This window comes from Sphingobium sp. FW306-1B-F04DB, from assembly GCF_058781925.1.
Genome location: NZ_JBYSXE010000063.1, coordinates 1 through 22,081, shown reverse-complemented (window position 1 = coordinate 22,081; position 22,081 = coordinate 1). Strand labels below are relative to the sequence as shown.

At 65.7% G+C, this 22,081-nt stretch carries 18 protein-coding genes and 1 pseudogene; 11 read left to right on the top strand and 8 right to left on the bottom strand.

The window, feature by feature from the left end:
* Nucleotides 1–161 precede the first annotated feature (161 nt).
* Complete coding sequence (locus tag AC3WJD_RS19705) at nucleotides 162–2,006, top strand: DUF885 domain-containing protein (protein WP_492748457.1); 1,845 nt, start codon at nucleotides 162–164, stop codon at nucleotides 2,004–2,006.
* Between the two features lie 59 nt (nucleotides 2,007–2,065).
* Here AC3WJD_RS19705 and AC3WJD_RS19700 read toward each other — a convergent pair whose 3' ends face one another.
* Complete coding sequence (locus AC3WJD_RS19700; RefSeq protein ID WP_492748456.1) at nucleotides 2,066–2,386, bottom strand: UrcA family protein; 321 nt, start codon at nucleotides 2,384–2,386, stop codon at nucleotides 2,066–2,068.
* Between the two features lie 250 nt (nucleotides 2,387–2,636).
* Between AC3WJD_RS19700 and AC3WJD_RS19695 the strand changes: the two are divergent.
* Nucleotides 2,637–2,945, top strand: a pseudogene (locus AC3WJD_RS19695) (winged helix-turn-helix domain-containing protein); the annotation flags it as partial.
* 1,225 nt (nucleotides 2,946–4,170) lie between these two features.
* On the opposite strand, the gene AC3WJD_RS19690 reads toward AC3WJD_RS19695, so the two are convergent.
* Genes AC3WJD_RS19690 through AC3WJD_RS19670 form a run of 5 tightly spaced genes read right to left on the bottom strand, consistent with a single transcriptional unit; the run spans nucleotide 4,171 to nucleotide 7,974 of the window.
* Complete coding sequence (locus AC3WJD_RS19690; protein WP_492748455.1) at nucleotides 4,171–4,962, bottom strand: TfuA-like protein; 792 nt, start codon at nucleotides 4,960–4,962, stop codon at nucleotides 4,171–4,173.
* Nucleotides 4,953–6,041, bottom strand: coding sequence for a YcaO-like family protein (locus AC3WJD_RS19685; protein WP_492748454.1), 1,089 nt, complete (start codon nucleotides 6,039–6,041; stop codon nucleotides 4,953–4,955). The genes AC3WJD_RS19690 and AC3WJD_RS19685 overlap by 10 nt, the downstream gene beginning before the upstream one ends.
* Nucleotides 6,042–6,097: 56 nt before the next feature.
* Nucleotides 6,098–6,760 carry a hypothetical protein gene (locus tag AC3WJD_RS19680; RefSeq protein WP_492748453.1) on the bottom strand — a complete coding sequence of 221 codons (663 nt, stop codon included), beginning with the start codon at nucleotides 6,758–6,760 and terminating at the stop codon, nucleotides 6,098–6,100.
* A gap of 18 nt (nucleotides 6,761–6,778) precedes the next feature.
* Entirely contained in the window at nucleotides 6,779–7,468 is a 690-nt protein-coding gene (ung, locus tag AC3WJD_RS19675; protein WP_492748452.1) for a uracil-DNA glycosylase, read from the bottom strand.
* Nucleotides 7,465–7,974 (bottom strand): winged helix-turn-helix transcriptional regulator, encoded by a 510-nt coding sequence (locus AC3WJD_RS19670; protein ID WP_492748451.1) that lies wholly within the window; start codon nucleotides 7,972–7,974, stop codon nucleotides 7,465–7,467. The genes ung and AC3WJD_RS19670 overlap by 4 nt, the downstream gene beginning before the upstream one ends.
* A gap of 74 nt (nucleotides 7,975–8,048) precedes the next feature.
* On the opposite strand from AC3WJD_RS19670, the gene AC3WJD_RS19665 reads away from it, so the two are divergent.
* The 4 genes from AC3WJD_RS19665 to AC3WJD_RS19650 all read left to right on the top strand — a co-directional run bounded on the left by AC3WJD_RS19665 (nucleotide 8,049) and on the right by AC3WJD_RS19650 (nucleotide 10,907).
* Nucleotides 8,049–8,780, top strand: a complete 732-nt coding sequence (locus AC3WJD_RS19665) for an SDR family oxidoreductase (RefSeq protein WP_492748450.1) — start codon at nucleotides 8,049–8,051, stop codon at nucleotides 8,778–8,780.
* Complete coding sequence (locus AC3WJD_RS19660) at nucleotides 8,774–9,412, top strand: 2-hydroxychromene-2-carboxylate isomerase (protein ID WP_492748449.1); 639 nt, start codon at nucleotides 8,774–8,776, stop codon at nucleotides 9,410–9,412. The genes AC3WJD_RS19665 and AC3WJD_RS19660 overlap by 7 nt, the downstream gene beginning before the upstream one ends.
* A gap of 25 nt (nucleotides 9,413–9,437) precedes the next feature.
* The gene (locus AC3WJD_RS19655) at nucleotides 9,438–10,343 is read left to right on the top strand and encodes a crotonase/enoyl-CoA hydratase family protein (protein WP_492748448.1); all 906 of its coding nucleotides are present in this window, start codon (nucleotides 9,438–9,440) and stop codon (nucleotides 10,341–10,343) included.
* Between the two features lie 87 nt (nucleotides 10,344–10,430).
* On the top strand, nucleotides 10,431–10,907 hold the full coding sequence (locus tag AC3WJD_RS19650; RefSeq protein WP_492748447.1) for a hypothetical protein: 477 nt from the start codon (nucleotides 10,431–10,433) through the stop codon (nucleotides 10,905–10,907).
* Nucleotides 10,908–11,002: 95 nt separating this feature from the next.
* Here the strand turns inward: AC3WJD_RS19650 and AC3WJD_RS19645 are convergent, their stop codons facing one another.
* The gene (locus tag AC3WJD_RS19645; protein ID WP_492748446.1) at nucleotides 11,003–13,477 is read right to left on the bottom strand and encodes a TonB-dependent receptor; all 2,475 of its coding nucleotides are present in this window, start codon (nucleotides 13,475–13,477) and stop codon (nucleotides 11,003–11,005) included.
* Nucleotides 13,478–13,672: 195 nt separating this feature from the next.
* Between AC3WJD_RS19645 and AC3WJD_RS19640 the strand changes: the two genes are divergently transcribed.
* A complete protein-coding gene (locus AC3WJD_RS19640; protein ID WP_492748445.1) occupies nucleotides 13,673–15,079 on the top strand; it encodes an amino acid permease in 1,407 nt (468 codons plus the stop codon).
* Nucleotide 15,080: 1 nt separating this feature from the next.
* Here AC3WJD_RS19640 and AC3WJD_RS19635 read toward each other — a convergent pair whose 3' ends face one another.
* On the bottom strand, nucleotides 15,081–15,491 hold the full coding sequence (locus tag AC3WJD_RS19635; protein WP_492748444.1) for a DUF2147 domain-containing protein: 411 nt from the start codon (nucleotides 15,489–15,491) through the stop codon (nucleotides 15,081–15,083).
* 94 nt (nucleotides 15,492–15,585) lie between these two features.
* Here AC3WJD_RS19635 and AC3WJD_RS19630 point away from each other — a divergent pair, with 94 nt between their 5' ends.
* The 4 genes from AC3WJD_RS19630 to AC3WJD_RS19615 form a co-directional block, all read left to right on the top strand.
* Nucleotides 15,586–16,809 carry a parallel beta-helix domain-containing protein gene (locus AC3WJD_RS19630; protein WP_492748443.1) on the top strand — a complete coding sequence of 408 codons (1,224 nt, stop codon included), beginning with the start codon at nucleotides 15,586–15,588 and terminating at the stop codon, nucleotides 16,807–16,809.
* Nucleotides 16,806–17,837, top strand: coding sequence for an SO2930 family diheme c-type cytochrome (locus AC3WJD_RS19625; protein WP_492748442.1), 1,032 nt, complete (start codon nucleotides 16,806–16,808; stop codon nucleotides 17,835–17,837). The genes AC3WJD_RS19630 and AC3WJD_RS19625 overlap by 4 nt, the downstream gene beginning before the upstream one ends.
* A 105-nt stretch (nucleotides 17,838–17,942) precedes the next feature.
* The gene (locus AC3WJD_RS19620) at nucleotides 17,943–18,815 is read left to right on the top strand and encodes an S-methyl-5'-thioadenosine phosphorylase (RefSeq protein ID WP_492748441.1); all 873 of its coding nucleotides are present in this window, start codon (nucleotides 17,943–17,945) and stop codon (nucleotides 18,813–18,815) included.
* On the top strand, nucleotides 18,812–22,081 hold a 3,270-nt coding region (locus AC3WJD_RS19615), incomplete at its 3' end, for a hydantoinase B/oxoprolinase family protein (protein WP_492748440.1). The genes AC3WJD_RS19620 and AC3WJD_RS19615, both read left to right, overlap by 4 nt.

Genomic DNA, 22,081 nt, shown 5'->3' with positions numbered 1-22,081 from the left:
CAAATCCTGCTCCCGCAACCAGGTCTCAACCTGCCAACACGCAGCCCCTCGGCTCCAGCCAGAGGGGCTTTTTTATTGCGCCAAAAGCACCGCGCATTGCGCCCCAGCACCGTCTGTGCGACCCACCGCGACGTCGTACAATCGCGAGGAGCATCGAGGTCATGGCGCAACTGGATCGCCGGCATTTTCTTCAGGCCGGTAGCGCGCTGGCTGCGCTGCAACTGCTTCCGGGCGCGCTGCGTGCCGCCGGCACCACAACCGATGCCGACGCCGCCACCGGGCGAACGCTTGCCGATATCGCCGAGACACTGCTTGCCGAATATCCCGAAAACGCGGGCGCGCTCGGTCTCGACAAGGGCGCGCGCAAGGCGCTCAAGTCGCGCCTGACCGACCGCTCACCCCATGGCGTGCAAAGTCTCGCGGCGGCGGCCAAGCAAAGGCTCTCCCGGTTGCGCGCAATCGATTTGGATCGCCTCAGCCCTGCGGCGCGCAACGATGTCGCGGTTGTCACCGCCGCGCATGAACTCGCGGTCGAGGGCTTCGGCTTCGGTTTCGGCGACGTCGTGACGCTGAGCCAGCAGTGGTCCTACCGCAACGCACCCTATGTCGTCGCGCAGAACACGGGCGCCTTCATCGAAATCCCCGATTTTCTCGACAGCAATCACGCTATCGCAGATGCGGCCGACGCCGATGCCTATCTGGCGCGGCTCGATGCCTATGCCGCCGCGCTCGACGGCGAGACCGCGCGCCTCGCGCATGATCGCGCCGCAGGGGTGATCGCGCCCGCCTTCCTGCTCGACAAGACGCTCCGGCAGATGAAGGCGTCGCGCGGACAGCCCGTCGCCGATTGGACCGTCGTAGCCTCGATCGCGCGGCGGACGCGGGACATGGCCGGAGCCTATGTCGCGCGCGCGACGCGCTTGGCAAGCGAGAAGCTGGCGCCTGCGCTCGATCGGCAGATTGCCGAACTTGAGCATCATCGCGCGGCCGCGACCGCCGAGGCCGGGGTCTGGAAGCTGCCACGGGGCGATGCCTATTATGGCTGGGCGCTGCGCGCTGCGACCACGTCGCGCATGTCGCCCGAAGAGGTGCACCTGCGCGGCCTTGAACAGGTCGAGTCGCTGGCGGCGCAGATGGATGCGCTGCTGCGCGCCGAAGGGCTGACGCGCGGGACCGTCGGCGAGCGGATGACGGCGCTCGGCAAGGATCCGCGCTATCTCTTTCCCAATACCGATGCGGGGCGTGCGCAGATCCTCGATTACATCAACGGGCGCGTCGCCGATATCCGCGAACGCCTGCCACGCGCCTTCGCGACGCTCGTTCCGGGCAAGCTGGTCGTCAAGCGCGTGCCGCCCGAGATCGAGGCGGGCGCCCCGGGCGGCTATGCCTCGGCGGGTACGATCGACGGCTCGGTCCCCGGCAACTATTATATCAACCTGCGCGATACCGCAATCTGGCCGCGCTATGCGCTGCCGACGCTGACCTATCACGAGGGGATTCCGGGCCATATCTGGCAGGGCGAGTACAGCTACAAGCTGCCGCTCGTCCGGTCGCTGCTCGCGTTCAACGCCTATTCGGAAGGATGGGCGCTCTATGCCGAGCAGACGGCGGACGAACTCGGCGTCTATGAGGGCGATCCGCTCGGGCGGCTGGGTTATCTCCAGTCGATCTCGTTCCGCGCCTGCCGGCTCGTCGTCGACACCGGGCTGCATGCCAAGCGCTGGACGCGCGACCATGCCATCCAGTGGTTCGCGACGACCAATGGCTCGACGGTCGAGGAAGTGAGCAGCGAGGTCGATCGCTATTGCGCGTGGCCGGGGCAGGCGTGTGGCTACAAGGCCGGGCACAACGAGATCAACCGGCTGCGCGAGAAGGCCATGGCGGCGCTGGGCGCGCGCTATGATCTGAGGCGGTTCAACGATGCGGTGGTGAAGGCGGGCGGGGTGCCCATGACCGTGCTCGAGCAGCTGATCGATGCACATATCGCTGCGTCTCGCGGCCGATAACAAGCGCAACAGGGAGCGTGATCCCCATCACGCTCCCTGCGCTGCCTGAGCCGGGGTCACTAACGGCTGGCAAGACGGGTCTGGCTGGCGTCCTGGCTGTGGAGCGCGGCAAGCTGCTCGTCACCGATCTTCTGTACGAGCTGGTCGGACAGATCGCGCACGCATGCCCCGCGAGTCATGCTGCGGTCGACCGAGGTCACGCCCCAGCCACTGCACACGCGGCGGACCTGCTTGATCATCCGCTGATAGACGTTGCGCGTGCCATCGGGCGTCTGCAGCTCATACTGCCGATAGGCGAACTTGATCTCCTGCGCCGAAGCCGAAGGCGCCGCGAGAAGGGTCAGCGCCCCAACGGCGGTGGTCAGAATTACGGTCGTCAAAGTTGTGTTCCTGGTCATCTCTGGTCTCCGATCCTTGATAAGCGTTGGCGGGGGCCGTCGCTGGAGAGAGGATTAGGCGATCGGTTCACAGGCATCCTGAGCAGGGGCTGGAAAAACTCTGATCCGGAGTCTTTTCAGAATTCTCACAGAATTGGGCGCGGTTTTCTGCGGCTCGGCGGAGACTGCAGGACGTGCTATAAGGGCCGGCGGAGGCGCCGCAGGACCAGGTCGGCGCCGATATGGGGCTCCCATGCGCGCCGGAGGGCGGCTGATGGATCGCGACACCGCGTTCGAATTCGGCGAGTTCACCGTTGATCGCGGCGACGAACGGCTATGGGGGCCGCATGGCGCCGTTCGGATCGGTAACAAAGCCTTTCGCGTCCTTGTCATGCTGATCGAGCATCCCGGGCGGCTGATCACCAAGGAAACGCTGTTCGAAACCGTCTGGGACGGCACGGTCGTGTCCGAATCGGCGCTGACCTCGGTGATCAAGGAACTACGCCATGGACTTGGCGAGGCGCGCGGCACGCCGCGCTTCATCGAGACCGTCTATGGCCGCGGCTATCGCTTCCTCGCGCCCGTCCGCGAGCTCGGCGAATTGCCCGACCGGCTGCGGCCGACCATCGTCGCACCGTTGACACCCGTGGTGCCCGCGACAGGCACCGCCACGGGCCATGTAGGCGACCCGCCGCTGCTCTATGTGCCCGCCTTCGACGACTCGGGCATCTCCGAACGACATCCGCACCTCGCCTCGATCTTGCGCGAAGAGATATTGTTCAACCTGTCGCGCTTTCGCGATGTGCGGCTGGTGTCCGCGCCCGGCGCGGTGGGCGATGCCGGCGCGGTTCCGGGGATGGGCGAGCGCGACTATCAGCTCATGCTGACGCTGGTCGACGCGCCGGGAGCGATCCGGATCTATGCGCGGCTGTCGCGCCTTGCCAACCAGGCGGTGGTCTGGGCGGACGCCGCCAGCCTCGCGCTCGACAGCGATGCGCTCAATGTCGAGGACCTGCTGCACCGCATCGCCGCCGCGGCGTTGCCCCGCATGCGCGACGACGTGCTGCGCAACCTTCCGCGCCACGCGACCGATGTCTATGACCTCTATTTCCGCAACCGGCTGCGCATGCGCCATATCGCCGGCTTCGACGATGCGCGCATGATGGCCGAGGCATGGGAGGCGCTGATCGCGCGCCACGCCGATTTCTGCCTCGCCTATCCCCCGCTCATCCGGCTCTACAACACCGACTATGGCTATACCGGGCTCGGTGCGACCGGTTCGGCCGAACGCGCGCGTGCGCAGGAACTAGCGGCACGCGCGCTCGCGCTCGATCCCGGCGATTCGCACATCCATACCGTCAACGGCTGGTGCCACCTCTGGGCGGGCGAGGTTGAACCGGCGCGCGCGCATCTCGAAGAGGCGCTGCGGCTCAATCCCTATAACGGCGGGCGGCTTGTCCAGGTCGCGACAGCGCTGATGTTCCTCGCCGATACCGATGCAGCGGTTGCGCTGCTCGAACGCTGCAAGCGGCTCGCGCCCTTCGTCACCGAAGCGCCGCATGAGGAGGAGGGGCTGCTCCATCTCCTCCGGCACGACTATGCGGCGGCGGCGCGGAGCCTGGCGCGCATGACCCGTCCGACGATATCGAGCGAGTTCTACGCGTTGGTGGCGGCGCAGGCGCTGAATGCCGAAGATGCCGCGCGCCATGCCGCGCAGTGGCGCGCGCATGTCGCCGATCGCTGGGTCGCAGCGGCGCCGCTCGACGATGCGCAGCTCTTCGAGTGGATCATGTTTCAGCATCCGTTCCAGGATCGCGGGGAGCGCGAGGTGATATTGACGCTGTTCCGTGCGGCGCTTGCATCTGAGGCGTCTCCGCCAATCCACACTCGCGCGCCAGCGCCGCAACAAAGCCCGGCATGACCGCCTCGGGACGCGGCCCGGGTTCGCCGTCCTGGTTCAGCGCAGCCGTGATACAGGCGCGCGCATCGATCGCCTTTTGCGGGACCGCGTTCTGCTCCAGCCAGCATTGCAGCGCCGTTGCGGATGGCCGGCCGGCTGCTGCCAGGATCGCGGCCCAGTCTCGGTCCTGATAGAAGATCGCGGCGGCAGCCGCGAGCAGCCTGTGTCGTTCGGCATGCGCGATGATGCCTGACGCGTGTGCGGTATCAAGCGTCGCGCGCACATCGACCAAAGGCAGCGACAATGGGCGCCAATCGAGCGCGGCGGGGGCATGGAGCAGCGCCACCTCGTCATCGCCCTCGATCCTGCCATCGCGATAGGCGGCATAGATCGCGCCGACGCCGACCATGCCATAGATGTCCATCTCGGCGGCGCGCAATGCGCCGATGCTGCTCGCGCCATAGATGCGTGCGCCGCGCGAGAGCAGCAGCAGAATCTCCTTGTGCCGGACCGCGGGGCGCTGATCGAAATAGCCGTCGATCAGGCAGATCGCGTCGGGCGGATCCACGGCGAGGCGCAACAGGTCGCCCGCTTCGGCGGGAGGGTGCCATGCGATCTGCGGAAGGGCTGCGCGCGCCGCAGCATCGAGCGAGGGACCCGCAAAGGCGATCACGCGCATGGCGCAATTTCCCCCCGGGCAGTGCGCTGCAGCGAGCCAAGCCCGGGAACGAAGGCCTTGACCACGACGATTTCGGAGTCCGGCGGAGATAGCGTCTTGCTCAAGGCCGGCCCGTAGCCGGCGTTGTGAAGCGCGTCCGCGATGTCGTTGGGCAGGATCGGGTGGTCGCGGGTCGCTTCCCATCGCAGCGCCTGAAAGCCGGGCGGCAACGGGGGCAGAGGGCCGAGCGTCGGCAAGGCGTCCTCAGGCGGACGATATGCCGACGGCAGCGCATCGTCGCGCACCCCTGCGATCAGCGTCAGCCGCGATTGCACCGCCTCGGCAAATGCACCGAACAGCGCCGTCCCGGCATCGCCATGACAGGCCGACCCCATGAACGTAGCAAAAGACGTGGCCCGATCATGGCAGACGAGCAGGCAAACGAAGACGGGGTGCCCGGTCACGGCGGGCAACGCGCAGACCGTCAGCGCCATGCCAAGCGCGTGCAGCCGCGCTCGCCATTTCCCGAACCAGTCCAGCGATATGCTATCGAGGTCGACGATTGTCTGCATGCACGACCAGAGATCCAGTCGTTCCCATCGGCCGACCGCGTCATTTTCGAGTAGCTCGAGCAACGCCTTTTGACGGGCTCGGGCTTCCGTGGCCCCCGCGCCAAGGCCCCCGCTCGAACGATCGAAAGGCGAATCCCAATCGCGCGTCAGATCGAGGGAGACGAAGTCGAAGGGCAGCCATGCTGGCGCGCCGGTCGCTATCTCCTCGGCCGAGCACCACTGGATGGCCGCTTCGCGTTCGGGCGGCATCGAGCGATCTGCGGCCAGGTCGCTGAACTCGGGTAAGGTGGCCGGGCGCGGTAGCGCGCGCGCCGGGCAAAAGGGGCCATCGGGCGCCACCTGTTCGGCGCAATGGCTCTCGATCGCTTCGCACAGCGCACCGATCATCGCGTCGCGGGGGGTCGCGCCCTTGCCCTGATGCACGCTGAGCGCATGTCCCGCCGGGCGAACCGCTTGCCAAACGGGCAGGCCGATCCGATCGAGCCGGGTTATGTCGGCAAGCCGCGTCACGCCGCATTGGCGGCCCATGCGACGCGCGCTCGCCAATACGGAACTGTCCCGCAATCGCGCAGCCGCCGACAGCATCACGGCCCAATGATGACCACGTTCCTGGGTCGGGTCTGTGCGAAGGGGGTGACTGTCGCCGTGGCTACTTCGGCAGCCTCAAATCTGTTGTGGGCGCCGTCAAATGCTCGCTGTAGCTCGAGGACGCCATTCTCTTCGGTAAGGCTGATCGCCTTGGCCCTGTCATATTCCAGCACGCCCGTGGTCAGATAATGCTTCGCGTCCTTCGCAATGATGAAAGTAGGACCGCGGAACCCGAGTGCACCGCCGCCGGCAAGCGGGGAGGAGAAGCGCCTGGGCCCGGTTTGCGCAAAGCTCGTGACGGTTGTGGTATCGACCTCGACCGCATGAAATTTGGGGCCACCGGCGAACGCCGTCTTGATACCCGCCACGCCATTCTGCTCGGTCAGGCTGATCGTCTTCGCCGGATCATATTCCAGCACGCCGGTCGACAAATAATGCTTGCCGTTCTTCTCGATTATGAACGTCGGGCTCTTCAGTGCAGTTTCCGCGCCCATGTCCCGTTCCCTCCGCATGATCAGAAGCCGCCCGTCGTGAGCGCGGCTGGCGGCAAGGTCGCCATCCGCCTTGTTGACGGAAGGCGCCCAGAACGTTTCGCACTCGACACGGTACAGCGCTGCCCTTTCACTCACGAGCGCCTTTAACGCATTGACGATTCGCAATTCGCCGGCCGAAGGGTGTCAGGAATGCGCCGGCAGGGCCCAGTCGATCGCGCCCAAGCCCCGGGCTTCAAGAAAGGCATTGGCTTTCGAGAAGTGCCGGCAGCCGAGGAAGCCATTATGCGCTGACAAGGGCGAGGGATGCGCGGCCTTGAGCACGAGGTGGCGCGACGTATCGACAAAGGCCGCCTTGCGCTGCGCATAAGCACCCCAGAGCATGAATACCACCGGCTCGGCGTGATCATTGACCAGTCGCACGATCGCGTCGGTGAAGCGTTCCCACCCCTTGCCCTGATGCGATGCCGCCTGCGCCATCTCGACGGTGAGCACGCTGTTGAGCAGCAGCACGCCCTGTTGCGCCCAATGTTCGAGAAAGCCATGGCCCGGGCGCGCGATCCCCAGATCGGCCTCCAGCTCCTTGTAGATGTTGACCAGCGACGGCGGCGGCCGGACGCCCGGACGTACGCTGAAGCACAGGCCGTGCGCCTGCCCTTCCCCATGATAGGGGTCCTGGCCGAGGATCACGACCTTGACGCGGTCGAGCGGGGTGAGGTCGAGCGCGCGGAAATATTCGCCGCCCTTGGGAAAGATCCGCTTCCCGCGCGCCTTTTCGTCGATCAGGAACTGGCGCAGAGACGCCATGTAAGGGTTCTCGAATTCGGGCAGCAGCGGCGCCTTCCAGCTGTCGTGGAGCTTGATGCTGTCGGTCATGGCGCGCGTCTGGCTGTCCCCTCGATGATGCCGGGCTTGTCCGCGAGCCGCGGTCCCGTGTCAACCGAGGCGGGCCGCGCCTCCACCTCGGTCGCATGCACGGGTTCGCCACATTCGGAGCAGGTCATCACCGACCGGAAATCATGGCCGCAGGTCTTGTGCCGATGCAGCAGCGGCGGGCCGTCATCCCCCGCATAGTGGCGATCGCCCCAGTGAACCAGCGCGAGGATTGCGGGATACAGATCAAGCCCCTTGGCGGTCAGTCGATATTCGTATCGCTCGGGGCGTTCCTGGTAGAGCCGCTTTTCCAATATGCCTTCTTCGACGAGCTTGGTGAGGCGCTCGGTCAGCACGCGGCGGGCAATGCCGAGCGAGTCCAGGAAGTCGTCGAAGCGACGCACGCGCAGAAAGGCATCGCGCAGCACCATCAATGTCCAACGATCGCCGATCACCGACAGCGTCCGCGCCAGCGAACACTGTTCGTCGCGCAGGTCTTTCCACTGCATGGCCGCCCTTCCGTTTGACTCTCTTCTCGGTCGCGCATTATAAGTCTTAAAAAGAGACTGACAAGGAGACGATGATGGCGGGCGGCAATGCAAGCGTGGCGATTGTCGGCGCGGGCGATTTCATCGGCAGCGCGATCGCGCGCCGCTTCGCGGCCGAAGACTATCAGCTCCATCTCGCCCGCCGCGACGGCACCAAGCTCGCAGGGTTGGTCGACGAGATCACGGCGTCGGGCGGGCAGGCAACCGCGCACAGCGTCGATGCGCGCAATGAAGAGGCGGTCGTCGGCTTTCTGGAGAAGGTGAATGCTGCGGCGCCGCTTGAGCTCTGCGTGTTCAACATCGGCGCCAACGTCAATTTCCCGATCCTCGATACGACCGAGCGCGTGTTCCGCAAGGTCTGGGAAATGGCGTGCTATGCGGGATTCCTGACGGGGCGCGAAGCGGCGCGGCATCTGCTGGCCAATGGCGGCGGCTCGATCTTCTTCACCGGCGCCACCGCATCGATACGGGGCGGCTCGGGCTATGCCGCCTTTGCGGCCGCCAAGTTCGGGCTGCGCGCGGTCGCGCAGTCGATGGCGCGCGAACTGGGGCCCAAAAATATCCATGTCGCGCATCTCGTCATCGACTCGCCCGTCGATACCGCTTGGGTACGCGACCGCATCGCGCAATCGACGGGCGCCGAGGTGCCGCAGGAAAAGCTGATGAACCCGTCCTCGATCGCCGAGGCCTATTGGCAGCTCCACCGCCAGACGCCAGACGCCTGGACGCACGAGCTCGATCTGCGCCCCTTTGGCGAGACATGGTGAAAGGCACCGCGATGACCGATGCGATCTTCTATTTCGATTTCGGCAGCCCCAATGCCTATCTCGCCTGGCGCGTGTTGCCCGGGATCGAGGCGCGGACCGGGGTCCGGTTCCGGCGCGTGCCAGCATTGCTCGGCGGCATCTTCAAGGCGACGGGCAACCAGGCGCCGACCTCCGCCTTTGCCGGCATCCCCGCCAAGCTGGCCTATGAGCATCGCGAGATTGAGCGCTTCATCGAGAAGCACCGGCTCCTCGCCTTCCGCATGAACCCCTATTTCCCCGTCAACACGTTGATGCTGATGCGCGGCGCAGTCGCCGCTGAGGCCGAGGGGCTGTTCGATCGCTACGTCGAAGCGGCCTGGCACTATATGTGGGAGGATCCGCGCAAGATGGACGATCCGCAGACCTTTGGCGCGGCGTTTGCCGAAGCTGGGCTGCCCGTCGATCGCCTAGCCGATCGCGCGCAGACGCAGGAAACCAAGAGCAGGCTGATCGGCAACACCCAGGCGGCGGTCGATCATGGTGTGTTCGGGTTGCCCGCCTTCGTCGTTGACGGCGAACTGTGGTTCGGAAAGGATCGGCTGGGCGAGGTGGAGGAGGCGATCGCCGCCAAGGCTCCGGCGTCTCCGCAATAACGCAAACCGCCCCGCAGGAGGGATGATGCGCCCGTTCAGCACGATCACCGCCGATGTCAGCGACGGCATCCTCACGCTCACGCTCAACCGCCCCGACCGGCTCAATGCATTCACCCGCGAGATGATGCAGGAGCTGATCGCCGCGTTCGACATCGCCGACGCCGATGACGCTGTGCGCGCGGTGATCGTGACCGGCGCGGGGCGCGCTTTCTGCGCGGGCGCCGATCTGGGCGCGGGCGGCGCCACCTTCGACTATGCAAGCGGTGAGAAATGGAACGATGTCGGCTCGCCGGTCCGCGCCGATGGCAGTGTCGATTACAGCCACCCCGGCGTGCGCGATGGCGGCGGCATGCTGACGCTCCGGATCTTCAACTGCAAAAAGCCCGTGATCGGCGCTATCAACGGTCCTGCGGTGGGTATTGGCGTGACCATGACGCTGCCGATGGATTTCCGGCTGGCGAGCGACGGCGCGCGTTTCGGATTTGTCTTCGCGCGGCGCGGAATCGTTCCGGAGGCGGCGTCGAGCTGGTTCCTGCCGCGCATCGTCGGCATCGGAAAGGCGCTCGAATGGTGCTATTCGGGGCGTGTTTTTGACGCCTCGGAGGGGCTGGCGGGCGGGCTCGTCCGTTCGCTCCATGCGCCCGAGGACTTGATCCCCGCCGCGCGGGCGCTTGCGCAGGAACTCACCGCCGAAAGCGCGCCCGTCTCGATCGCGCTGACGCGCCAGATGATGTGGCGTATGCTCGGCGCCGCGCACCCGATGGAGGCACATCGCCTCGACAGCCGCGCGATCTGGGCGCGCGGCGCGAGCGTTGATGCGAAGGAGGGCGTCTCCTCCTTCCTCGAAAAGCGTGCCGCCAGCTATCCCGATCGCGTATCGGCGGACATGCCCCATTTCGCGCCGTGGATGGACGATCCCGACTATAGCTGACCGCTGCGCCTCGAGGGGCGACGTCGGGCTCAGAAGTTGTTAAGGCGAAACGCATATTGTCGATCCGCCGTCGCAGAAGGCCATGCCTTGAAGCCAACCGAACCCTTGCAGATCAATCATAGCTGGCCGCTCTTCGAGCGCGGGCAACGTTTCGATCTGGGCCATCTGCACGATCCTGCGGCGTTCAAGGGTGCGCTTGCGACCGGACTCGTTGCGACGCAGCTCGCGCGTCCCGGAATCGGTTTGTGGCAGTGCGACCTGCGCGACAACGCGCTGACTTGGACGGCCGAGGTCTATGACATTTTCGGATTGCCCGTCGATGCGCCCGTTGCGCGTGCCGAGGCGGTGGCGCTCTATTGCGAGGGCTCGCGCGCCGCGATGGAGCGATTACGCGCCTATGCGATCCGGCATCAACGCGGCTTCACGCTTGATGCCGAGATTTGGTCGGCACAGGGCGAGCACCGCTGGATGCGGCTTACCGCGGCACCGGTCTGCGAGGGCGGCCGGGTCGTGCGGCTGCACGGGCTGAAGCAGATCGTCACGCACGAATATCGTCAGCGCTGATCGTTCGGCTACGCAAAAGGCCAGCCACGGGCGCGTGCGTGACTTCGCGCCCGTGGCTGTCACCGCCGCCATCCGGGGTGGTGGCGGCGATGATCCTAGAAGCGGGCCGACAGCGTCAGGCCATAGGTCCTCGGATCGCCCGGCTGCCCCGCGATCAGGCCGGTATTGCCCGGGGTGACCGCGAGCTGTTCGAAATAGTCCTCGTCAAACGCGTTGCGGATCCAGCCGAAGATGTTGAACCCGTCGTCGGTGCGGAAGCCGAGCCGGAAGTTGGCAAGCGCATAGCTGCCGATATCGGTGTAGGCCGACCGCGAGGCGTTGGACGAGAATTTGGAGCGATAGCTGCCGTCGACGCCGAAATAGACCTCGCCATCCTCGCCGAAGACGGTGGTCGGCAGGTTGTACTCGCCGCCATAGGCAAAGGCCCATTTGGAAATGCCGGGTAGCCACTGCCCCGAAATGTCGCAATTGGCGGGACTGATGCCGCCGGGCGTACCCGGGGGCGATGGAGTCTGGCCCGCTGCCGCGGTGGTACCGCCTGACAGTTCGGGTGGGCAGGGCGCGTCGGGGAAGCGGACATATTCGTGATCGGTGAAGGCGCCATTGGCGTAGATGTTGAAGCGCTCGGACACGCGCGCTGAGAAATCGGCCTCGATCCCGCGGACGCGGACCTTTTCGGCGTTCGCGAGATAGCCGCGCAACACGCCCAGCTGGCCGTTGGTGACATTCGCCTGGAAGTCCTCGATTTCGGTCCAGAAGCCCGTCAGGTTCAGCGTCACACGCTTTTCGAAGAACTGCGTTTTCAGTCCGACCTCGAAATGGTTCACCTTCTCGGGCTTCACCGTTCCCGCCGCAAGTATCGGCTTGCCGGCGGCGTCGGTAGGCACGCCGTTCAGGTTGACGCCGCCCGATTTGAACGAACGCGCATAGGTGGCGTAGGCCATGATGTCAGGCGTGATGTGGTACGACGCAGTCAGGTCGTACGATAGGTTCCAGTCGCTGAAGTTGGGTTCAAAGAACTGCGGCGCAAGCACACCACGCTGCGCAACGATGCGCGGATCGGTGCTGGCGAAGGTGACGAGCTGGCCTTGGCCGTTGGTCACGACCGAGCTGTAGAGGCCTTCCTTCTTGTCATAGTTGATGCGCACGCCCGGCTGGATGCTGAACCTGTCGGTGACGTGCCAGGTGAGCTGGCCGAAGGCGGCGAGGCTGGTGTTGTCGAGCCGGATATCATTGGTCGCGGTCAGGCCATTGAGCACGCTGGGGTCGCATGCGAGCGAGGTCGATGTCGGCGTGCAGCCGCCTGCGGGCGGATTGAGCAGCCAGCGGCTGGCGGCGGGTCCCTGTACCTGAAGGCCGCTGGTACGGATTTCCTGATAGAAGCCGAAAGCACCGACGACGAAGTCTATCGTGTCACCCGACTGGGCGTAGCGGAATTCCTGCGTGAACTGTTTTTGTCGCGTCGGATTCTCGGACTTGGTGGTAATCGGCAGACCGGTGAAATCGCGGTCGTTCGAGGGCGTCCAGTCCCAATAGCGCCAGGCGCTGACCGAGGTGAGCGTGCCAGCCCCCAGATCCCATTCGGCGCGCAGCGAAAGCCCGCCCACCTCGTTGCGCGCGCGCAGGCGCGCGTCGAGGTCAGTCAGTCGATCGAAGGGATCGGTGCTCGGTACCACGTAGTCGAACGCGGCAGCGAGAGCGGCATATTGCCGGTTCAACGGACGCTGCGTCGCGCCCACGCGCGCAAAAATCTGCACGCAGCAGACGGGGTCCTGCACGTTGTAATCGCCCGATAGCGTCAGGTTGAGACTGTCGGTCGCGCGCCACAGGATCTGCGTGCGGATGCCGAGATTATCCTGCGAATTGACACGCTGATTGGTCACGACGTTGTTGATCGTGCCGTTGCGATCGGTGGTCGATACTCCGAGCCGGATCGCGACGTCGTCGGTCAGCGGCCCTGAGATCGATGCCTTGGCCTGCTTGAAGCCGAGATTGCCGATCGAGACCTCGGCGCGGCCCTCAAAGTCGAAACTGGGCGCGCGCGAGGTGATGTTGACCGCGCCCGCGGTGGTGTTCTTGCCATAGAGCGTCCCCTGCGGGCCGCGGAGCACCTCGATCCGTTCGATGTCGAGGAAGTCGAGCGTCGCTGCGGCGACGCGGTTGTAATAGACCTGATCGATATAGATGCCGACGCCCTGTTCGATGCCGTCATTGGTCAGCCCGAAAGGCGCACCGATGCCGCGGATGTTGATCGCCGAGTTGCGCGGGTTCGAGGTGTAGAATTGTAGCGTCGGCTGGATCTGCTGCAGCCGGCTGATGTTGAAGCTGCCCGTGCTTTCGAGCGTGCGCGAATCCACCACTGCGACCGCAATCGGTACATCCTGGACCTGTTCCTCGCGCCGACGCGCGGTGATGACGATCTCGCCCGCGGCGTCGCTGGCGCGCGCCTGGGGCTCGGCGTCTTCAGCGGCCACCGCGGTTTCGGCGGTTTCGGCAAGGGCAAGCGAAGGCGTGGCGCAGGCGAGAAGCGCCACGCCGGCGAGCAGGATTCGTCGATGTGCAGTCGTCATTTCATCCCCCGGATCATGAGTCACGCATTGACTACTGTTTCAGTTGAGAAGAGCGAAACAAGATTTGCTTGCCCCCGCAATGCGGATTTCTTGTCAACCAGATGAGTTGAGATTGATTCGCGCCCAACTGAGCGGCGGCACGCGCTCGACATTGGCGCGCGTTGCATTATCGTCCGCGCGAAATCAGGAGCGGATATGAACAGACTGTTGCGGCGGAAGACGATTCTCACCGGTGAAGACCAGCCAGAGGAGCATCGCCTCACCCCGACATTGTCCTGGCCGCATCTGGTGGCGCTTGGCGTCGGCGCGATCGTGGGCACGGGCATTCTGACGCTGATCGGCGTCGGCGCCGATCGCGCGGGCCCCGCGGTGCTGGTCTCCTTCGCGATAGCGGGCGTGATCTGCGCGTGCGCCGCGCTCGCCTATGCCGAGATGTCGACGATGATGCCCGCCTCGGGCAGCGCCTATACCTACAGTTACGGTGTGCTGGGCGAGGTGTTCGCCTGGGTCGTGGGCTGGAGCCTGATCCTCGAATATTCGCTCGTCGTCTCGACGGTCGCGGTCGGCTGGTCGGGCTATGCGGCGCCTTTGCTCGAAGCCTGGCTGGATTTCCCGATGGCGCTGGCGCAGGGCCCCGAACTTGGCGGGATCATCAACCTACCCGCGATCTTCATCATCGCGGTCGTCGCGGGACTGCTGATGCTCGGCACCAGGGAGAGCGCGACGCTCAACGCGGTGCTTGTGGTGGTCAAGATCGTGACGCTGGCGCTGTTCGTCGCGGTCGCGCTACCGCACTTCAACGCCGCCAATCTCGAACCCTTCATGCCCTTCGGCTTTGGCAAGCACATGAATCCCGACGGCGTCGAGCGTGGCGTGATGGCTGCGGCCGCGATCATCTTCTTCGCCTTTTACGGCTTCGACGCGATATCCACGGCTGCCGAGGAGACCAAGAAGCCCGAACGCGACCTGCCGATCGGGATCGTCGGCTCGATGCTCATCTGCACGCTGATCTACATGGTCGTGGCGGCCGCGGCGGTAGGTGCGCTGCCCTTCACACAATTCGCCAACAGCCCCGAGCCGCTGGCGTTGATCCTGCGCGAGGTCCGCCAGCCGGGCGTCGCGACCGTGGTGGCAGCCGCGGCGGTCATCGCGCTCCCCACCGTGCTGCTTGCCTTTCTCTATGGCCAGAGCCGCATCTTCCTCGTCATGGCGCGCGACGGATTCCTGCCGCCGGCGCTTGCCCGAATCTCGCCGAAGCGTGGCACGCCCGTTCGGATCACGCTGATCACTGCGCTGTTCGTGTCGGTCATCGCGGGGCTCGTACCATTGGACGAGATCGCGGCGCTCGCCAATTCGGGCACGCTGATCGCCTTTATCTCGGTATCGGTCTGCATGCTGGTTATGCGCCGTCGCGCGCCCGATGCGCATCGCCCCTTCCGTACGCCAGCGGCCTGGCTTGTCGGCGGTGTCGCGATCGCGGGATGCATCTATCTGTTCCTGAGCCTGCCCGTTCAGACGCAGAAATGGTTCTTCATCTGGAACGGATTCGGGCTCGTCGTCTATCTGCTCTACGGAATGAAGCGTAGCCTCGCGAACGCCTGACCTATCGCGCCGGCTTCCAGGTCTGCGTCTGGCAGAATACCGCGATGCAGCCCTTTACCTTGAGCGTGCCATTGGCGTTGCGCTGGAGCACCGAGCGGTAGCTCTTGCCTTCCTCGGGACTGTAGATCGTACCCGTCCACTCGGCGCCATCGGCGGTGAAGCCTGTCAGGATCGGCAGCCCGATCAGCGGCCGGTTCTTGAGCTTCGCGTCGGGATTGTTGATATCGGTCTGCGGACGGCCGGGTGTGGGCTTCAGGATGCGCACGATCTTGCCGCAGAGGATCTTCCCGCACTGCCCGATCTCGACCAATGCCTTGCCGTCCTGGGTGACCCAGTTGCCGGTTACCGGTGTCGTCCCAAATGCTGGCGTGGCGGCAAGCAGCAGTGCGGGGATCATGAACGCGGACTTCATCACGGAGCACCTTTTCTTGACGCGCGGCTCAGCGGACCGCCTTCGTTGACATTCCTGTAAGCGCCCGGCATCCCGAGGTCAAAGGAGCCTTGGCATGCATGACATGAGGCCGTTGAGGATGACGCTGAAATATGCAGTGACCGCGATAGCGCTGCTTGCCGCGCCCGGCTGGGCAAAGACGATCGCGGTCACGCCGGGCCGTGATGCGCAGGAACGCCTCCAGACCGCGCTGATCGAGGCTGCGCCGGGCGACACCGTGGAGATCGGTCCGGGTCGGTTCGAGCTGACCGACGGCCTCTCGCTCGACGTTGCCAAGGTGACGGTCAAGGGCGCAGGGCCCGACAAAACGGTGCTGAGCTTCAGGAACCAGCTGGCCGCGGGCGAGGGACTGCTCGTCACCTCGGACGACGTAATCCTGCGCGATTTCGCGGTCGAGGACAGCAAGGGCGACGGGATCAAGTCCAAGGGTGCCGACCGCGTCGTCTATCACAATCTGCGCGTCGAATGGACGGGCGGCCCCAGGGAGACCAACGGCGCCTACGGCGTCTATCCCGTCGAATCGAGCGACGTGCTGATCGACGGGGTGACTGTGAAGGGCGCATCCGACGCGGGCATCTATGTCGGTCAGTCCAGGAACATTGTTGTGCGCAACTCGACCGCGATGTTCAACGTCGCCGGGATCGAGATCGAGAACAGCTACAATGCCGATGTCTATGGCAACACCGCGACGCGCAACACCGGCGGCATCCTTGTCTTCGACCTCCCCAATTTGCCACAGATGGGCGGACGCGACGTGCGTGTGTTCAGAAATCAGGTTGTGAACAACGACACGCCCAATTTCGCACCCAAGGGCAATATCGTCGCCACCGTGCCCGTCGGCACCGGGGTGATGCTGATGGCAAACCGCAACGTTCATGTGTTCCAGAACACGCTGGCGGACAATGCGACCGCCAACGTGATGGTCGTTTCGTACAAGAAGCCGTTCGACGACGCCAAATATGACCCGCTCGCACGCGACATCGTGGTGCGCGACAACCAGCATGGCCGTGCGGGCTGGGCGCCGGGTTTCGACGGCGGCGCGCAGCTTGCCGCGGCGCTCGGCGGCGGCATCCCGCCCGTGTTGTGGGACGGCACGGGCAAGGGCAAGGCGGTCGTGCAGGTGCGCGACAAGGTGCCCGTGCTGTCGCTGGGTCTCGCCGAACCCACCTCGCCCGTGACCGAGGCGAAGCCCGCGCCCGTCGATCTCTCGGGCGGAACGCCGATCACGGAACCCGCCGCCGTCGTGCTGCCACCGCAGATGGAAGCGGCGATCAAGTGATCCGGTTGCTGGGTGTGTTGTTTGGCTGGCTCGCGCTCACCAGCGCGGCGCCGCCTCCGCCCGTCGCGGACGAACTGATCCTGGGCGATACGCTGCCGCCCCGGCTTTCCGATTTCCGCTTCTTCACCGATGCCGCGGCGACGAAGCCCAATGCGCGCGTCGAGCCCTATGCGCTCAACACCCCGCTCTTCTCCGACTATGCCGAGAAGTTCCGCTTCATCTATGTCCCGCCGGGCAAGACGGTCGGCTACACCGCCGAAGGGGTGCTCGATTTCCCGGTCGGGAGCGCGCTCATCAAGAGCTTTGGCTATCCCGCCGACATGCGCGCGCCAGACAAGGATGTCCGCATATTGGAGACGCGATTGCTGCTGCGGAGGGAAAGCGGCTGGGTGGCGCTCCCCTATGTCTGGAATGCCGAACGCACCGAGGCGGTGCTCAAGCGCGGCGGCACGCGGATGCCGATATCGTGGATCGATGCGAAGGGCGCGCGGCGCGAGATCAGCTATGCGGTGCCCAACCAGAACCAGTGCAAGGAATGCCACGGAAGCGCGGGTGCGGTGGTGCCGATCGGTCCCAAGGCGCGCAACCTCAATAACGGTGCGCGGCTGAAGCGGCTATATCGCGCGGGGGTGCTGGACAAGGCGCCCGTCGATGCGCCGCGCCTGCCGCGCTGGGACGATCCTCGCTCGGGTAATCTCGCCCAGCGTGCGCGCGCCTATCTCGACGTCAATTGCGCGCATTGTCACAGCCGCCAGGGTGCGGCGAGCAATTCGGGGCTTTTCCTGGCCTATGAGGAGCCGAGCGCGGTGGCAATCGGCGTCGGCAAAGTGCCCGTCGCGGCGGGGCGCGGATCGGGGGGGCTCGCGCTCGACATCGCACCGGGGCATCCCGAACAGTCGATCCTGCTTTACCGGATGAACACGGCGGAGCCCGGCATCGCCATGCCCGAGGTCGGCCGCGCGACCGTGCACGAGGAAGCGGTGGCGCTGCTGCGCCAGTGGATCGCGGAGATGCCGACTAGGCACTGAACGTCATGCCGAACTTGTTTCGGCATCCATGAACACGAACCTTGCCGATTCTGCGCCGACAGTGTTCATGGACCCTGAATCGAGTTCAGGGTGACGGAATCGGGCATGAACGAATGGGTGATCGGCGTGATCGGGGGATCGGGCCTGTACGATATCGACGGGCTCGAGGACGCCGAATGGATTCCCGTCGCCTCGCCCTGGGGCCAGCCTTCGGATCATTTGCGGATCGGGCGGATCGCGGGGGTGAAGTTCGCGTTCCTGCCACGCCATGGGCGGGGACACCCGCTTTCCCCAAGCGGGATCAATGCGCGCGCCAATATCGACATATTGAAGCGCGCGGGCTGCACCGATCTCATATCGCTCTCGGCGATCGGATCGCTGCGCGAGGAACTGCCGCCGGGCAAGTTCGTGGTCATCGACCAATTCGTCGATCGTAGCTTCGCGCGCGAAAAGAGCTTTTTCGGCAACGGCATGATCGCGCATGTCTCGGTCGCCGAGCCCGTCTGTCCACGGCTTTCGGCGATGCTCGGCCAAGCGGGGCGCAGGGCGGGCGCGGATGTGCATGAGGGCGGCACCTATCTGGTGATGGAGGGGCCGCAATTCTCGACGCGCGCCGAAAGCCTGCTTTACCGCCAGTGGGGCTGCGACGTGATCGGGATGACCGCGATGCCCGAGGCCAAGCTCGCGCGCGAAGCCGAGCTGCCCTATGCGCTGATCGGCATGGTGACCGATTACGATTGCTGGCGCGATGGCGAGGCGCATGTCGAGGCTGACGCGGTGATCGCGCAGCTCAGGGCCAATGGCGATGTCGCGAAACGGCTGGTCGTCGAATTCGCGCAGGCCTTGCCGCCGGTGCGCGAAGCGTCGCCGATCGACACGGTGCTTGATGCCGCGCTGATGACCGCGCCCGACAAGCGCGATCCGCAACTGATGGCGCGGCTCGACGCGATCACCGCGCGGGTGCTGTCGGCGCGATGAGCGACTGGGCCTTCTCGATCGACCGCGGCGGCACCTTCACCGACATCGTCGCCCGCACGCCCGACGGGCGGCTGCTGACCACCAAGCTGCTCTCGGACAATCCCGAGCGCTATGCCGATGCGGCGGTGGAGGGCATTCGCCGGCTCATGGCGGAACAGGACGGCCGCGCGATCGAGACGGTCAAGATGGGCACGACGGTCGCGACCAACGCGCTGCTCGAACGCAAGGGCGAGCGCGTCTTGCTCGCGATCACACGCGGTTTCGGCGACGCACTCAGGATCGGCTATCAGGCGCGGCCGAAGATCTTCGCGCGACATATCGAGCTGCCCGAGCCCTTATATGAGCGGGTGGTCGAGATCGACGAGCGCGTGACCGCCTCGGGCGAGGTGCTCCGGCAGCTCGACGCCGCAAGCGCGCGCGCCGGACTTCAAACGGCATTTGACGCCGGCTTCCGCGCGATCGCGATCGCGCTGATGCACGGCTGGCGCTGGACCGCGCACGAGGAAGCACTTGCCGCGATGGCGCGCGAGATCGGTTTCACGCAGGTCTCGGCGAGCCACGAGGTGGGCCCGCTGATCAAGCTGGTCGGGCGCGGCGATACCAGCGTAGTCGATGCCTATCTCTCGCCTGTGCTGCGGCGCTATGTCGACCGCGTCGTCGCCGCGCTGGGCGCCGATACGCAGCTGCTGTTCATGCAGTCGAGCGGCGGGCTGGTCGATGCCGCACGCTTCCAGGGCAAGGACGCGATCCTGTCGGGGCCAGCGGGCGGGATCGTTGGCATGGTCAAGACCGCCGCCGAGGCGGGCTTCGACCGCATCATCGGCTTCGACATGGGAGGCACCTCGACCGACGTGTCGCACTATGCGGGCACCTACGAACGGACCAACGAGACGATGGTCGCTGGCGTGCGCGTGCGCGCGCCGATGCTCGAAATCCATACCGTCGCCGCGGGCGGTGGATCGATCTGCAGCTTCGACGGCAGCAGGTTCAGGGTGGGGCCGGACTCGGCGGGGGCCGTGCCGGGGCCTGCCTGCTATCGCCGCGGCGGGCCGCTGACCGTCACCGACTGCAACGTGCTGCTCGGCAAGATCACGCCCGAGCATTTCCCCGCGGTGTTCGGACCCGAGGGCGACCAGCCGATAGATGCCGAAATTGTGCGCAGCAAATTCGCAGCATTGGCCGACGAGATTGCCGCAGCGACGGGCCAGCACAAGGCGCCGGAGGCAATCGCGGAGGGTTTCCTCAGGATTGCAGTCGAGAACATGGCGAGCGCGATCAAGCAGATCTCGATCGCGCGGGGGCATGACGTGACGCGCTATACGCTCGCCTGTTTCGGCGGCGCGGGTGGGCAGCACGCGTGCATGGTCGCGGACGCGCTCGGCATGGAACGCGTGATGATCCACCCGCTCGCGGGCGTGCTCTCGGCTTATGGCATGGGCCTTGCCGATGTGAACGTGCTGCGTGAGGAAAGCTGCGGGCTGCCGCTGGGCAGTGACCTTTCGCGCATCGACGCGCTCGCCGAAGCGGCGGCCCATGCGCTCGCGGCGCAGCAACTGCCGCTTGCGGCGACCACGGTGCTGAAGCGTGCGGCGCTGCGCTATGACGGCAGCGACAGCACGCTCGAAGTCGCATTCGATGCGCCCGAGGCGATGCGCCGAGATTTCGAGGCGCAGCATGAGGCGCGCTTCGGCTTCACCGCGCCCGAGACACCGGTGATCGTCGAGACGCTGATCGCCGAAGCGGTGGGGAAGCCGCAGGATGCGGGCGGCGGGTTGCAGGCACCGGCGGGCGCGGGCGAACCCGATTTGAGCGCCGATGTGCACGACCGCGCGACGCTGGGCGCGGGAACGCTGCTTGCCGGCCCCGCATTGATCATCGACCCCTCGGCCACCACCGTGGTCGAGCCGGGCTGGCAGGCAGAGGTCGATGCGATCGGTAACCTGATCCTGACGCGCGCGGTGCCCCGGGCGGTCGCGCCCGCGATCGGCACGAACGTCGATCCGGTGATGCTCGAGATCTTCAACAACCTCTTCATGGCGATCGCCGAGGAGATGGGCGTCGCGCTCCAGAACACCGCGAGCTCGGTCAATATCAAGGAACGGCTCGACTTTTCTTGCGCGCTGTTCGATCGCGACGGTGCGCTGATCGCCAATGCGCCACACATCCCGGTCCACCTGGGATCGATGGGAGACAGCATCCGCACGATCATCCAGGCGCGCGGCGGTGCGCGCGACGGGCGCGGGATGAAACCCGGCGATGCCTATGTGCTCAATGCGCCTTATCGCGGGGGCACGCACCTGCCGGATATCACCGTGATCATGCCCGTCTTCCTCGAAGGCGGCGCCGAGCCCGACGCCTTTGTCGCCGCGCGTGGCCATCATGCCGATATCGGCGGAATCGCGCCCGGATCGATGCCCCCCGACAGCAAGAGCGTCGACGAGGAAGGGGTGCTGATCGACAATATGCTGCTGGTCGATGCAGGGCGCTTCCTCGAAGCAGAGATGCGCGCGATGCTCGCGGCCGGGCAATGGCCCGCGCGCAATCCCGATCGCAACATCGCCGACCTGAAGGCGCAGATCGCGGCGTGCACCAAGGGCGCCAACGAGCTGCGCCGCGTCGCGGGCGAATATGGGGCCGGGGTGATCCACGCCTATATGCGCCACGTCATCGCCAATGCCGAGGAGGCGGTGCGACGACTGATCTCGGGTCTCGCCGATGGCGAAGCGCGCGTCGAGATGGACAATGGCGCGGCGATCGCGGTGAAGGTGAGCGTCGATGGCGCGGCGCGCTCGGCGCGGATCGACTTCACGGGCACGAGCGCGCAACTGCCCGACAATTTCAACGCGCCCTATTCGATCTGCCGCGCCGCGACGCTCTATGTCTTCCGCACGTTGGTCGACGATGCGATCCCGATGAACGACGGGTGCCTCAATCCTATCGAACTGGTCGTCCCCGAAGGCTCGATGCTCAATCCGCGCTATCCTGCGGCGGTGGTGGCGGGCAATGTCGAGACGAGCCAGGCGATCACCGATGCGCTGTTCGCGGCCACGGGCGCGCTCGCCAACTCACAGGGGACGATGAACAACTTCACCTTCGGCAACGATCGCTACCAATATTACGAGACGATCGCGGGCGGCGCGGGGGCGGGGCCGGGCTTCGACGGCGCGAGCGCGGTGCAGACGCACATGACCAACAGTCGGTTGACCGACCCCGAGATACTCGAGACCCGCTTTCCCGTGCTGCTCGAACGCTTCGCGGTGCGCGGG